Source organism: Coleofasciculus sp. C1-SOL-03 (assembly GCF_040220555.1).
Lineage (GTDB): Bacteria > Cyanobacteriota > Cyanobacteriia > Cyanobacteriales > Coleofasciculaceae > Coleofasciculus.
Window position 1 is genome coordinate 1 of sequence record NZ_JAVJUO010000074.1, and the last position, 14,676, is coordinate 14,676.

Here is a 14,676-nt window from a genome sequence, read left to right on the forward strand (position 1 = left end):
AACGAAAAATAGGGCGTTTCGGCTTTTAGAAGTTAGCTTGACCGAACAAGATTCTGTACGGTTTTCCTCCCTTGTCCTCTTGTCCCCCTTGCCCTCCTTGTCTTGTCCCAACCATAAAATAAAAAACCTACACCTGTAAGGTTCCATTAACCCCCCTTACGAAGGGGATACTGCTGGCGAATTTAACATTCTGCCCTAGAATGACCGAAATACGTTAGAGTAGCTAACGATTTTATTGGATTTGACGCTCTTTTGTAACATTCGCCAGCAAAGTCAAGGGGCAAGGGGGGATGGTCAATGCCCAAAATACGCTGATTAATCATGTCACTATTCTCTTAAGACTCCAAGGCTGCAGGTGATTGGCGATCGCTCTTTGTTTGCTGGTGGTGCGATCGCGAACATCCTGGTAAGTTTCACCCTAACTCAAAGAAATCATCCCGGCGATACAACTCGGATAGTATCATGTCCGGTTGCATCCTCACCCGTGAACCTATCCTATAACTATAACTTTTCGATTTATCCGTTGAGTTTTAAATTGATCAAGATAATCGGACTGAGGGCTTAAGTCAGAAATTCCTGGCAAAGCTTGACTTACCGTTGGTTTTGGTTGTAGTATGAGGAAATTGAATCCTGTAAATTTGTCTTATTTTGGTCATTTTTAAGGGCAAAACGCATCAAAGCCCTAAAATAACGTCAATTTTTTTCCTAACTTGGGAAAAGTTGAGAAAATACAAACATATTTCAACACCCAATTTTCATCAACTCATCAGGGGCAGATTTGACAAAAAAACCCTTTTGTGCATCTAATGCCCAAACAAGAATCGGAAATGATGGAGTTTCACGTCGCTTTTGGTCGATTTCTGAACTATTGCTGTCACGCCAGTAGTCAACCCAGGATTGTAACGGGCTAAAGCCCTTACTACATACGAATTCCTCATCTCCCCTGATGATGTGCCAAAATTGTTAAAACGGATAGAGTTCAACCCTGTAGGAGATTCTTTGGTGGAGTCGCGTTATAACCCCGTCGAGATAGAGGAAAAGTGGCAAACCCGTTGGTCACACCACAACTTAGACCAAACCCAGGACAAGGCAGATCAGCCCAAATTCTATGCCCTGTCGATGTTTCCCTATCCATCGGGCAACCTGCACATGGGTCACGTCCGTAATTATACGATTACTGATGTCATTGCCCGCAAAAGCCGGATGCAGGGCTATCGAGTCCTGCATCCGATGGGGTGGGATGCCTTTGGGTTACCTGCGGAAAATGCCGCGATTCAACGCGGTGTCCATCCTGCCAAGTGGACGTATCAAAATATTACTCAGATGCAGTCTGAGTTAAAGCGTCTGGGCTTGTCCTACGACTGGAACCGAGAACTGGCAACCTGTGCGCCAGATTATTACCAGTGGACGCAGTGGATTTTCTTGCAATTTCTCCACGCCGGATTAGCTTATCAGAAAGAAGCCGCCGTTAACTGGGACCCGATTGACCAAACCGTACTGGCAAATGAACAGGTGGATAGTGAGGGGCGTTCCTGGCGTTCTGGTGCGAAAGTGGAACGGAAACTCTTGCGCCAGTGGTTCCTGAAAATTACCGATTATGCCGAACAATTACTCAACGACTTAGATAAGCTGGAGGGATGGCCCGAACGGGTGAAGTTGATGCAAGCCAACTGGATTGGCAAATCCGTCGGCGCTTATTTAGAGTTTCCGATTATCAACTTGGATGAAAAAATCGGTGTGTTTACCACTCGCCCCGATACGGTTTATGGCGTCACCTATGTGGTGTTAGCACCGGAACATCCCTTAACCCCAAAGGTGACGACTCCTGACCGCAAAGCTGCGGTTGACGCCTTTATTCAGGAGGTAACTCAGGAAAGCGAACTGGAACGCACGGCTGAGGATAAGCCGAAACGGGGGATTCCTACTGGGGGTAAGGCGATTAATCCGTTTACGGGGGAAGAAATCCCGATTTGGATTGCCGATTACGTCCTCTATGAATATGGCACAGGGGCGGTGATGGGGGTTCCCGCCCATGATGCGCGAGATTTCCAATTTGCTACGGAACAGAATTTACCCATCAAGGTGGTGATTGTTCCAGCAGATGCGGCTGACCCGAAAGCTGAACCGAAACAGGCGTATACTGAACCCGGTGTGGTGGTGAATTCTGACCTGTTTAATGGGATGGAATCTATTTCCGCCAAAGCAGAGATTGTCAACTACGCCGAACGGAAAGGATGGGGGAAAGCGCGGGTACAGTATCGCCTGCGGGATTGGTTAATTTCGCGCCAGCGCTACTGGGGCGCACCGATTCCGGTGATTTATTGTCCTGATTGTGGCATTGTTCCGGTTCCGGAGCAGGATTTGCCTGTAGAATTACCGGAGAATGTAGCCATGAGTGGCGGGCGAGTCGCCTCGTTATCCCAGGTAGAGGGATGGGCGGATGTGCCTTGTCCCACCTGTGGGACAGCGGCGAAACGGGAAACGGATACGATGGATACGTTTATTGATTCGTCCTGGTATTTCCTGCGTTATCCGGATGCGAATAATCACCAGCAGGTGTTTGACTCCAGTAAAACGAATGACTGGATGCCCGTAGACCAGTATGTGGGTGGCATCGAACATGCGATTTTGCACCTATTGTACTCCCGCTTCTTCACCAAATTCCTGCGCGATCGCGGTTTACTCAATTTTGATGAACCGTTCCAGCGTCTGTTAACTCAGGGGATGGTACAGGGATTAACCTACATGAACCCTAGAACCGGGAAATGGGTTCCTTCGGTGGAGGTCAACCCCAGTGACCCCAAAGACCCAGAAACCGGGGAAACCCTGGAGGTGTCCTACAAAACCATGTCCAAATCTAAATATAACGGTGTTGCACCCGAAGAGGTAATTAACAAATATGGTGCGGATACCGCCCGCATGTTTATTCTGTTTAAAGCCCCCCCAGAAAAAGACTTGGAATGGGATGATGCGGATGTGGAAGGACAATTCCGTTTCCTGAATCGGGTTTGGCGGTTGGTGGAGGAGTTTGTCGCCAAAGGAACCAACCGTTCCACCACCACTCCCCCTGAGTTAAGTAAACCGGAAAAAGACCTACGGCGGGCAGTTCACACGGCGATTAAAGAAGTCACCGATGATTTAGATGGGGAGTATCAATTTAATACGGCGGTGTCCGAGTTAATGAAACTCAGCAACGCCCTCGGTGATGCCAAGTGCAAAGATTCACCCGTTTATGCTGAAGGAATCGAGACTCTGATTCTATTATTAGCCCCTTTTGCCCCCCATATTGCGGAAGAGTTATGGCATGGAATTGGTCATACGGATTCGGTTCACCGACAACCTTGGTCTACCTTTGAACCAGAGGCATTAGTTGCCGATGAGATTACCCTGGTAATTCAAATCATGGGCAAAACCCGTGGCACCATTCAGGTTCCTGCTGATTCCGATAAATCAGCCTTGGAACAGTACGCCAGGGAGTCAGAGGTTGCCCAGCGTTATATCACAGGTAAGACGGTGAAAAAGGTGATTGTTGTACCTGGAAAGCTGGTTAATTTTGTGGTGACAGGTTGATATCCAGGTAGGGAGATAGAATCATCAAGAGACGTGCCATGGCGCGTCTATGTGTAGGGACGGGTTTCACTACTATCTTTTGAAATGGTGCGTTACGCTACCCTACTGGACTGACACAGCTAAAATTGTGGAATAGATTTTACGTTTAAACTGGGCGCAAGCCTTGCGCCCCTACAATTCTAATCTACCATTTTAGGTGTGCCACGCCACTACACCCGCCCCGACCATAAGACAAATGACAAATGACTAATGACAAATGACCAATGACCAATGACGAATGACCAATGACGAATGACAAATGACATTTCAAGAACATCCTCAAAGTATCATTTTGACCGATTCCATTGGTTCAGTTTTGCAGCAACTCCATCCCGATGGAGAATATGCCATTGGACAAGACTGCGGTATTTATTGGCGCGAAACTGACCCCCCAGAAAAAGGTGCAGAAGCGCCCGATTGGTTCTATGTTCCTAATGTTCCCCCATTACTGAATGGTGAAATTCGCCGTTCTTATGTTCTCTGGCGGGAATTAATGGCACCGATGATTGCTTTAGAATTTGCCAGTGGGAATGGGGATGAGGAACGGGATACGACACCCTTATCGGTTTCCGCTGAAGGAGAAACTACGAAACCGGGTAAATTCTGGGTTTATGAACGGATTATCCGCATTCCCTACTATGGCATTTTTGAAATCAAAACTAGAAAGCTAGAAGTTTATAATTTACTGAATTTTTCCTATCAAAAATTACAACCCAATGAACGGGGTCACTATCCGATTACACCCTTAGGAGTAGAACTGGGACTTTGGCAGGGGACGTATCAAAATCAAACCCAATATTGGCTGCGTTGGTGGGATAATGAAGGCAATCTTTTGTTAATTGGTGAAGAACGCGCCCAATTAGAACGTCAACGTGCCGAACAAGAACGCCAACGCGCTGAACAAGCCGAGCAAAAAGCGGCAAGATTGGCAGAACGATTAAGAGCGATGGGTATTGACCCGGATTCAGAACAGTAGGGGCGCACCGACGTGCGCCCGATTTAACACCTCTAAACTTGATAGTATAACTTTCCCAAAAATATAGCGTGAAGAGACGTTCCGCCGGAACATCTCTACCAAATGATGCGTCATAACCGCTATGGCGATTACTATAATTCATGTCCCTATTCATTTAGGTAGTGAGAGTGTCGAGAATTTGTTGAATTTGGACTTTTAGAGGTGGAATATCTGTTTCTACTACTAGCCAAACTTCTTCCAAATCTACTTTAAGGTAGTCATGGATTAATACATCTCTTAACCCTGCCATTTGTCGCCAGGGAACATTCGGATAGTTTGTAATAATTTCTTCGGAAAGTCGTTTTGTCGCTTCGCCAATGATTTCCAAATTACGAATCACGGCATCTTGCATCATTTTATTGGTGAAAAATGCTTGTTTACCTTCATGGGTGTAATTCTCAATGGCTTGAATACAGTCTTGGATATTGGTTAGGTAAAGAATTTGATTTTTCATAAAGGAATAGCTTCTTTAAGGATTTGGGATTGTATTGATTCATGCAGGTTTTCTGGCTTGGCGATGTCTACTTTTTTACCGAGTAGGTCTTCGAGTTCTTGTTTAAGGGCAATGCGATTCAATAAGCTTTTTCCTGTTTCCATATCCATCAAAAAATCAATATCACTATTGTTTGTTGCTTCCCCTCTGGCATAGGAACCAAATAGTCGTATGTTATACGCTCCATACTTTGCAGAAATGGCTAGAATTTGCGGTTTATTGGTGGTGATTAGGGGATGGATTTGGATGTTACTAGACATGGGGGTTTCCTCGATTTAGCCAAGTAGTTTTTAATCCGGTTTCTGGCAGAGTTTTTCTAGTTTAAGCTGTCATGCATTTAAATGGGGTATTAGTAGCGAGCAAGATGCAAAGCCTGCGGCATGGCTTCGCTTAACGCACTACACGGCTTTCGCCATTATTGATATTAAGGTTTAAATGCCAAACAGCTTATTGCCTAATCTCAACCGTTAACTTTAATGAAAGTCCGACGACTTACCCAACTCTCCATAGAACCTGTTGGGTAACGCTTACGCTCTACCCAACCTACATCTGACGTGCGCCCGATTTTATGGTAATATCTATATCACGATTTTATCTGTACCATGCCAGTAGGAAGCGATACAAGCGTTGATGGCGAAGACAGCGCAACTACGAACTTAGCTGTTGAAAAAAATCGACCCGCCGCAGGCGGGAAGAGGGAAAAGAGAATAGGGAACAGGACAAAAGGGCAAAAGTGTCAAGTGCTAAAGAGTCCACGCCGCACCACAGACAACCCGAAACCCGAGGATGCCGTGCCTGAAGTCTGGGGTCTTCCTGCCGCGAGCCGCACAACGACAGCCCCTGGGATTGTAGAACCACGAACCACCGCGCAACAGCCGACAATGATTATCATTATCATCATCAATTATCCAAGCTTGACCATCTGACGGCGCACCTTCATAGCTATCATGCCACTGGTCAAGACACCATTCCCACACATTTCCATGCATATCGTACAAGCCAAAGGCATTCGCGACTTGAAAACTGCCCACGGGAGTGGTTTCCTTACGATACTTGCCCTTAACACCTGCACCATAAATATAGTTACCTTTATAGTTAGCTAAATCGGTAGTAATCGTCTCACCAAAATGAAACGGTGTTGTTGTTCCAGCACGACAGGCATATTCCCATTCCGCCTCACTAGGAAGTCGGTAGTTCCAACCTGTGTACTGCGATAATCGCGCACAAAACTCCACACAATCATACCATGATACCCGCTCTACAGGACGGTTTTCTCCTTTAAATTCAGAGGGGTCAGGGTCAAGTTCTCGCTCAACTTTGGGAAAATGAGCCACGGCTTGCCATTGCGCCTGAGTGATGGGGTATTTCCCCAGGAAAAAGGGTTTAATCGTCACCCAATGCTGAGGACTTTCATTATCCTTATGTCCTTCCTCAGTCTCTGGCGAACCCATTTGGAATGTACCCCCCGGAATCGCCACCATTTCCAGAGGCACATCGCCAAGGGTTTCAATGTAATGGTACGCCTGATGAGTGCGACGATTCAGCGTTAGTTTTTTCCCCAACAACCCCGATTTAACCTCCACCGTCACCACCTCAAAGTCAAAGGCTGACACGGGTAGGGTTTTGGCAGTTTTTGCCGGCTGAACCGTCTTACTTTTCACGGGATCTGGAAAACCTCTCTCCAAACCTCTCTCCTGCAAGGAGAGAGGCTTTGAATTCTCCCCAGGGGGCTGGGGGATTAGGTTTGATGTTGATTTTTCCCCATGACGTGAAAAGTCAGGTTGAACCGTGGCTGAAATCTCAACTGATGGAGATGTCACCGACAGGATAATTGGCGGTTCAAACGTTAATAACGCCAACCATGCTTCTATTGATTGGGGGCGGTTTTTCGCTTCTAATGCCATTCCCGATAAAATAGCCTGGTTCGTGGCATCACTTAACCCAGAAATAATTTGTTGCGGTGGTACTAATTCTGCATTAAACAGCTTACGCCCCAAGGAACCAACGGGACGCTGACCTGTCACCGCATAATATAAGGACGCCGCTAAGGTATACACATCAACCGTAACCTCTCGACTCCCTAATCCAATCTGTTCATAGGGAGCAAATCCCTGATTTCCTGCTTTATCCGTGGTTGTACTCGTGGTGGGGATTAATCCCTTGGCAATGCCAAAATCAATTAATACCGCTTTTTCCGGACTCCGCACCATAATATTCAGGGGTGTCACATCCCGATGCACTAATCCCGCCTGATGCACCACACGCAGCGCATCCCCAATCTGGCGAATATATCGCACCGCCTGGGCTTCTGACAACGCGCCTTGATTCTGCACGTATTTCCATAAACTCTCCCCAGGCACATAATCCATGACCAGACAGTGAGTTCCCGCCTCTTCAAACAAATCCGTCACCCGGACAATATGGGGATGGGGGTCATGACAAATTTTAGCGACTCGCTGTCCTTCTTGAATAAAGCGGTTCAGATATTTGGGATAATCGGGGTCATTTATTAGACGGGCGTTGGGCGTTTTAATCACAAAATCCTGGTCGAGGAACTGATGATGGACTTTGTAGGTGATTCCGAATCCGCCCTCCCCTAGGACACAATCCACCACAAAGGGGCGCTTTTTTAACGGGTGTCCCGGCGTCCATGCCATACGTCCTTGGTTCCTCTTCCTGATACCCTGAGCGAAGTCGAAGGGTTGCGTCATTCAGATTATAGCCTTTCAGTCTGATGCAGATGTGTCAGTTTCAGGTCAAAAAAAATCTGTGTCCTCTTTTCTGGACGTGCCAATTGGCGCTCTAAGGGACTTGCGGCATCGGGACAATTGAACGCTGAAAGTCGCCTAAATTGGACGTTACTCGAATGAGTTCGCCAACGCGCGTTGGCGGAGGCTGTTCCGAAGAGAACGTATCGCATCCACATTTTTGGCAAGTTCTGACGCTTTAACTGATTCCGAGGCGTTGTTCGGCGTTAGGACAATTTGCTCTATTACTGATGGGATAACCAGAAACTCGTGATTTCACTCAACTTGTATTGAATCAGGATGAAATTCGACCCTATAGGCGGGCACATTTTCCCATTATAAAGTAATTATTCCCGAAAACTACTGTATTTGTCAATAGCTCAACTCAAAATTATTTTAGTCACTCTAGTCTAATCGTTCATCAATGTTTTTCGATTAATTCGCCATTGACCCATTCTGTACCAATGGGGGGATTTTCCATCCAGTCTTCTAGGGAGATGGGGTGGGTGTGAGTTGAGGGAAGTGTTGAGGAGTTAGGGGTGAATTCGATAACGTTGATCGGGTAACGCTCCAGGACGCAGAGGGAAAGCGCTCCAGGTCAAGAGAGGGGGTTATTGTAGCGTTTGGGGTGGGGTGCGATCGCGGGCATAATTGTGCCATTCTATCAGACAGGGAATTGTTTTTGTGGATTTCTCTGCCCAACAGAGCGCCACATCTTGGGCTAACCTGGATTTTCCTGAACCTGGATTACCTATAGATAAGGATGTAGGGCATCAACGTCATCTGTGTCAACTCAAGCTCCAGTCCTCACCAGATACCCTTCTTGGGCGAGGGGAGTTATTTCCACTTTTAAAAAATATTCTCCTATTGTAACACTAAACGGATTGGAATGGGTAGTATTATCCCCACAGGTTCTGGAAAAATCAACCTACCTTGACATTAAAAATATTTGTAAAGCAGTAGATTGACTTCTCCAAAATTTGCTGATTTAATATCCATGGAGTTACGATAGAGATAGACAGTTAGAGAGAGCGGTAAATGTCCAGGCTAAATAGACCGCAAGGAATAGATTTAGTTAGGATCAACCTTACTGTTCTTCCTAGAGACCCATGACTAGAGTCAAGAGCCTGAGGTACAAATAAAACGCTACGAGTTTTTAGCAGAACCACAATCACCTTAGACTGTTGACCAAACCGTCTAAACAAGAATGGTCAGGGCTACGTCTAACGTTCAAAACTTTGCACAAAAAAAGAGGTAAATAATGCCTATGGTTGGGACAATTGAACCTAACACATCTACACAAAAGCATGAGACAGCTAGTGTTTTATGCGAACAATGGCAGGATTTTAATCCCGGTAAATGGACGAATGAAATTAATGTCCGGGATTTCATCCAAAAGAATTATACCCCATACACACAAGACGACTCTTTCCTTGCCGGAGCAACGGAACGGACGAAAACACTCTGGCAAAAAGTCTGCGATTTAATGCAGCAAGAGCGGGAAAAGGGTATTTTAGATGTCGATACCAAAGTCCCCACCAGTATCACTGCCCATGCACCGGGTTATATTGATCAAAACCTGGAACAAATTGTCGGCGTCCAAACCGATAAACCGTTAAAACGGGCAATTATGCCCTTGGGTGGTATCCGAGTTGTCAAGAAATCCCTGGAAGCTTACGGCTATCAGCTTGATCCCCAAACGGAAGAGATTTTCACCAACTATCGCAAAACCCATAATGATGGGGTGTTTGATGCCTATACGCGGGAAATGCGGAAGGCGCGACATTCTGGGATCATTACGGGGTTACCGGATGCCTATGGTCGGGGTCGAATTATTGGTGACTATCGCCGGGTTGCACTATATGGAATCACCCGTTTAATTGCGGATAAAAAACAACAGCAAGAGTCTCTGGAATTCGATGCGATTGATGAGTCCGTTATTCAGCAACGGGAAGAAATTTCTGAACAAATCCGGGCGCTAAACGAACTGCAAGACATGGCAGCTAGCTATGGCTGTGATATTAGCCGTCCGGCGGCAACTGCCCAAGAAGCGGTACAGTGGACGTACTTTGGCTATTTGGGTGCGGTGAAGGAACAAAATGGTGCGGCGATGTCTTTGGGACGGGTGTCTACGTTCCTAGATATTTACGTTGAACGGGATTTAAATAACGGCACGCTGAACGAATCCGAGGCGCAGGAATTAATTGACCATTTCGTGATGAAACTGCGGATGGTGCGCTTCCTGCGGGCACCAGCTTACAATGAACTATTCTCCGGTGACCCGGTTTGGGTAACCGAAGCCATTGGCGGAATGGGTGAAGATGGTCGTCCGTTGGTGACGAAGACGAGTTTCCGGTTCTTGCATACGCTTTATAACTTGGGTCCTGCACCGGAACCGAATTTAACCGTTCTCTGGTCAGAACGGCTACCGATGAACTTTAAGCGGTTCTGCGCCAAGGTATCCGTGGAAACCAGTTCGATTCAATACGAGAACGATGACCTGATGCGATCGCACTATGGTGATGATTATGGCATTGCCTGCTGTGTATCGGGAATGCCGATTGGCAAGCAGATGCAGTTCTTTGGCGCACGGGTTAACCTGGCGAAAGCCTTACTCTATGCGATTAATGGCGGTAAGGATGAAAAAGCGGGCGAACAAATCGGTCCGGAACTGGCAGCGATTACCTCAGAGTACCTCGATTATGACGAGGTGATCGGGAAATTCGACCAAATGATCGAGTGGTTGGCGAAACTCTACGTCAATACCTTGAATGTGATCCACTACATGCACGATAAATATTGTTATGAGCGTTTGGAAATGGCGCTACATGACCGGGATGTTTATCGGACAATGGCATGTGGGATTGCTGGGTTGTCGGTGGTTGGCGATGCGTTATCGGCGATTAAATATGCCAAGGTGAAAGCCATCCGCAATGATCAAGGTTTAGCCGTAGACTATCAGGTGGAAGGAGATTATCCCAAGTTTGGCAATAATGATGATCAAGCCGATGAGATTACTGCCAACCTGGTGAAAGCGTTTATGGATAAAGTCCGCAAGAATAAGACCTATCGCGGCGCTGTTCCTACCCAGTCGATTCTGACGATTACCTCCAATGTAGTGTACGGGAAGAAGACCGGAAGTACCCCGGATGGGCGCAAAGCTGGGGAACCCTTTGCCCCGGGTGCGAACCCGATGCATGGTCGTGATAGCAATGGCGCGATCGCAGCCTTGGCGTCAGTGGCGAAACTCCCCTATGAACATGCCCAAGATGGGATTTCCTATACCTTCTCCATTGTCCCCCAAGCGTTGGGTAAGACGGATGATGCGAAGGTGACTAATTTAGTGGGAATGCTGGATGGGTATTTCCATGACGAAGGTCATCACATCAACGTCAATGTCTTCAATCGCGATACTCTGCTGGATGCGATGGATCATCCGGAGAAATACCCGCAATTAACGATTCGGGTATCGGGTTATGCGGTGAACTTTATTAAGTTAACCCGGGAACAGCAACTGGATGTGATTAATCGCACATTCCACGAACGGATTTAGGTGCAATAGTTTTGGTTCGCCGAAATCCTAGATATAGCGTAGGGTGGGCATTGCCCACCAGCTAACACGACAAGGCGAAGGATCACGCACCAGGTTTCCTCGAATCAAGTCGGGGCGGGTTTAGTTACATCTGGGTGCTTGCGTAAACGATAGTCATCAAACCCGCCCCTACACACGGGCGGGTTTAGTTACATCTAGGTGTTTCGTAAACGATAGTCATCAAACCCGCCCCTACAAACTCAACATTTGAACTATGGTAATGCAATCATCAATTTCTCAATCCCCAATCGCCACTCCCAAAACCTCTGTAACTGGACGCATTCACTCCATAGAAAGCTGCGGTACAGTGGATGGTCCGGGTATCCGCTTTGTTATTTTTACCCAAGGCTGTCCGCTGCGCTGTCTCTATTGTCACAATCCGGATAGCCGCTGCATTCGTGAAGGTCAGGAGGTTACGGTTGATGAACTGATGACCCAGATTCCAAAGTATCGTTCCTACATGCGCTTTTCTGGCGGCGGCGTTACGATAACAGGGGGTGAACCCTTGATGCAACCGGAGTTTGTCCGCGAAATTTTCCGACGTTGCCAAGACCAAGGGATTCATACCGCCCTAGATACGTCGGGTTATGTCAATTTGGATGTGGCTAAACCTGTGCTGGATCATGCCGATTTGGTCTTGTTGGACATCAAATCCTTTGATCCCAAAATTTATTTTAAGATTACCAACGTTTCCCTAGAACCCACACTCGCGTTTGCCCAGTATCTGAGTGAGATTCAAAAGCCAACCTGGATTCGCTTTGTCCTAGTTCCCAATTTATCCGATAACCTAGAGAGTATCGAGGGATTAGCCCAGTTTGTCTCTAGCTTGGGCAATGTGGAAAACGTAGAAGTTCTGCCGTTTCACAAAATGGGAGAATATAAATGGCAACAGCTAGGGTATGACTATCAGCTTAAAGACACACCCTCGCCAACGCCCCAACAGGTGCAGCAGGTTATGGACATCTTTCAAAGACAGGGGCTGAACGTGCAGTAAGATTGAGGTGTAGACTATGGACGGGAAAGAAAATCTCTATTTATGTATGGGTTCAGCGTGTCATCAATTGGGTGTTTATGAAGTATTACCCAAAATTCAGGAGTTGATTAGCACCTACAATTTGGAGGATAAAGTTGAATTAAAGGGTTCCTTTTGTTTGGAGACCTGTAGCGCTGGTATTGTGATGAAGTTTAAGGATAAATTCTTTGTCAATATCAATGCTAACAATGTTGAGCAAAAGTTTAAACAAGAGATTCTGCCCTGTATTCAATGATGTCTAGGGAGAGGGAACAGGGAACAGGGAACAGGGAACAGGGAACAATAAGTTTCACTTAACCTGGCAATAGCACCTTGATCAATAAATACTATGACGAATAACGATAAGAGTTTGTGGGAATTATTGTGGCGGTATGATCCCAACGGTTTGATTGTCGTGGATAAAGATATGACAATCAAGCTAGTGAATCCTGCCTTTTGCAAAATGTTTAATGTGGAACAGGAGGCGGCTATTGGTGAGTCCGCCTCCTCTATTTTGACAGATGTCAGCGATTTTCAACGAGTCTGGGATAATGATGAGGTGATTCAGGGGAAGGAAAAAGAGTACGCTAATCACCAACTTTATGTCAGAGAAGTTATTTTTCCGATTAAAGAGGAAAATATAATTGCAGCTATTTTGGTGAATATGAGTTATGAGTTACAGCGTAAGCGAGAATTGATAAAAGTTAAGCGGGAAACGGTGGAAAAGGTTAATGAGGTTGTAGATAATCAAATGAAAGTGGTTCAAGAAATTGCGGGAATATTGGGAGAAACAACAGCAACGACGAAGGTGAGTCTATTGAAGATTATTCAAATGGTGGAACAGGAGATGGGGTAGAAAATAGGTTAGGAAGCAGGGGAAGTAGGGGGAGCAGGGGAAGCAGGGGGAGCAATGTAGAGACGTAGCATGCTACGTCTGGGAGCAGGGGGAGTAGTCGTTTAACACTATAATATAAAAGCTTATGAGTCGTGATAATTTTCTGGATATCTATGATTTAAGCTTAAATAAAAAGGGAGAGGAACTGTGTGGTGACCAGGTTAAGTTTATCAAGACGAAGGATAAAACGACGATTGTTTTATCCGATGGGTTGGGCAGTGGTGTCAAGGCGAATATTCTGGCAACCCTGACGACGGAAATCTTGATCACCATGTTGAATGCCGATCTGCCTCTAACCGAGGTAATTGAAACGGTGATTGGTACGTTGCCGATTTGTAGTGTCCGGAAAATTGCTTACGCTACGTTTACGATTATTCGGATTCATCACCCAACGAATCAATTTAAAGTTATCAACTTTGATAACCCGCCAATTTTTCATTTCCGGAAAGGAAAACCTGTCCCCGTGGAAACCCGAACGGAGAAAATTCTGGATAAAGAAATTGTCATTTCCGAAGGGCAGTTAGAACGGGGGGATTTTCTGGGGGCGATTAGTGATGGCGTCTTGTATGCGGGGCTGGGTGCGGTCTTAAATTTTGGCTGGGGCTGGGAAAATATTGCCAAATACATCGAAAGCTTATATATTCGGGATACCTACACAGCCCGTAATATTGTCCGTAAAGTGATTGGTGAAACGCACAACCTTTATCAAGGGAAAATTGGGGATGATGCCACGTTTGTGGGTCTCTGTGTGCGGAAGCGTAATGAGTTAATGATTTTTACGGGTCCGCCTCTGGATCAACGTCACGATCAGGTTTATGTGGAACGCTTATTAAACTTTGAGGGCAGAAAAGTAATCTGTGGCGGCACCACCGGGAATATTGTGGGTAAATATCTGGGCGAAGAGGTAGAAATGGATATTGCCACGATGCGACCGGATTTGCCGCCGATTGGTAAGTTAAGCCAAATTGACCTGGTAACCGAAGGGATATTAACGATCTCCAAAAGCCTAGAAATCTTAAAAAAATGTAAATGTGATATCGATCGCTTACCGACTGACCGCAATGGTGCGGCGCTTCTGGCTAAGGAAATCTTGATGGCGGATTCGGTACTCTTCTTGGTGGGGCAGAAAATTAACGAATTTTACCAAAATCCGCTGTTACCCAAAAACATTTCCATCCGCCGAAATTTAGTAGAAGAGGTAGTGAAGTATTTGCAAAATCACAAAAAAGAAGTCCAGTTAGAATACTGCTAAGTTCAGTCAGTGGACATCATCTGTAAATCTCCTGCAAACCCTGACACAAGGACATACAACC

Annotated in this window: 10 protein-coding genes; 7 read left to right on the top strand and 3 right to left on the bottom strand. The window is 46.2% G+C overall.

Going from position 1 to position 14,676, the window contains the following annotated elements:
• Nucleotides 1-1,002 precede the first annotated feature (1,002 nt).
• Together leuS and RIE73_RS12355 are read left to right on the top strand one after the other, a co-directional pair.
• The gene (gene leuS / locus RIE73_RS12350) at nt 1,003-3,570 is read left to right on the top strand and encodes a leucine--tRNA ligase (RefSeq protein WP_446401553.1); all 2,568 of its coding nucleotides are present in this window, start codon (nt 1,003-1,005) and stop codon (nt 3,568-3,570) included.
• 298 nt (nt 3,571-3,868) lie between these two features.
• A complete protein-coding gene (locus tag RIE73_RS12355) occupies nt 3,869-4,585 on the top strand; it encodes a Uma2 family endonuclease (RefSeq protein WP_446401455.1) in 717 nt (238 codons plus the stop codon).
• 154 nt (nt 4,586-4,739) lie between these two features.
• Here the strand turns inward: RIE73_RS12355 and RIE73_RS12360 are convergent, their stop codons facing one another.
• From RIE73_RS12360 to RIE73_RS12370, 3 genes are all read right to left on the bottom strand, one after another.
• Complete coding sequence (locus RIE73_RS12360) at nt 4,740-5,078, bottom strand: HepT-like ribonuclease domain-containing protein (protein WP_446378079.1); 339 nt, start codon at nt 5,076-5,078, stop codon at nt 4,740-4,742.
• Nucleotides 5,075-5,377, bottom strand: a complete 303-nt coding sequence (locus RIE73_RS12365; protein ID WP_446401456.1) for a nucleotidyltransferase family protein — start codon at nt 5,375-5,377, stop codon at nt 5,075-5,077. The genes RIE73_RS12360 and RIE73_RS12365 overlap by 4 nt, the downstream gene beginning before the upstream one ends.
• Nucleotides 5,378-5,860: 483 nt before the next feature.
• Complete coding sequence (locus RIE73_RS12370; RefSeq protein ID WP_446401457.1) at nt 5,861-7,774, bottom strand: SUMF1/EgtB/PvdO family nonheme iron enzyme; 1,914 nt, start codon at nt 7,772-7,774, stop codon at nt 5,861-5,863.
• A 1,357-nt stretch (nt 7,775-9,131) separates the two neighbouring features.
• Between RIE73_RS12370 and pflB the strand changes: the two genes are divergently transcribed.
• The 5 genes from pflB to RIE73_RS12395 all read left to right on the top strand — a co-directional run bounded on the left by pflB (nt 9,132) and on the right by RIE73_RS12395 (nt 14,615).
• Nucleotides 9,132-11,417: a formate C-acetyltransferase gene (gene pflB / locus RIE73_RS12375; RefSeq protein ID WP_446401458.1), complete on the top strand. Its 2,286-nt coding sequence runs from the start codon at nt 9,132-9,134 to the stop codon at nt 11,415-11,417.
• A 259-nt stretch (nt 11,418-11,676) separates the two neighbouring features.
• Entirely contained in the window at nt 11,677-12,450 is a 774-nt protein-coding gene (gene pflA / locus RIE73_RS12380; protein ID WP_446401459.1) for a pyruvate formate-lyase-activating protein, read from the top strand.
• A 16-nt stretch (nt 12,451-12,466) separates the two neighbouring features.
• Nucleotides 12,467-12,724, top strand: coding sequence for a (2Fe-2S) ferredoxin domain-containing protein (locus RIE73_RS12385; RefSeq protein ID WP_446340354.1), 258 nt, complete (start codon nt 12,467-12,469; stop codon nt 12,722-12,724).
• A gap of 93 nt (nt 12,725-12,817) precedes the next feature.
• Nucleotides 12,818-13,324, top strand: coding sequence for a PAS domain-containing protein (locus RIE73_RS12390; protein WP_446401460.1), 507 nt, complete (start codon nt 12,818-12,820; stop codon nt 13,322-13,324).
• Nucleotides 13,325-13,448: 124 nt separating this feature from the next.
• Nucleotides 13,449-14,615 (top strand): SpoIIE family protein phosphatase, encoded by a 1,167-nt coding sequence (locus RIE73_RS12395; RefSeq protein ID WP_446401461.1) that lies wholly within the window; start codon nt 13,449-13,451, stop codon nt 14,613-14,615.
• Nucleotides 14,616-14,676: the final 61 nt, after the last annotated feature.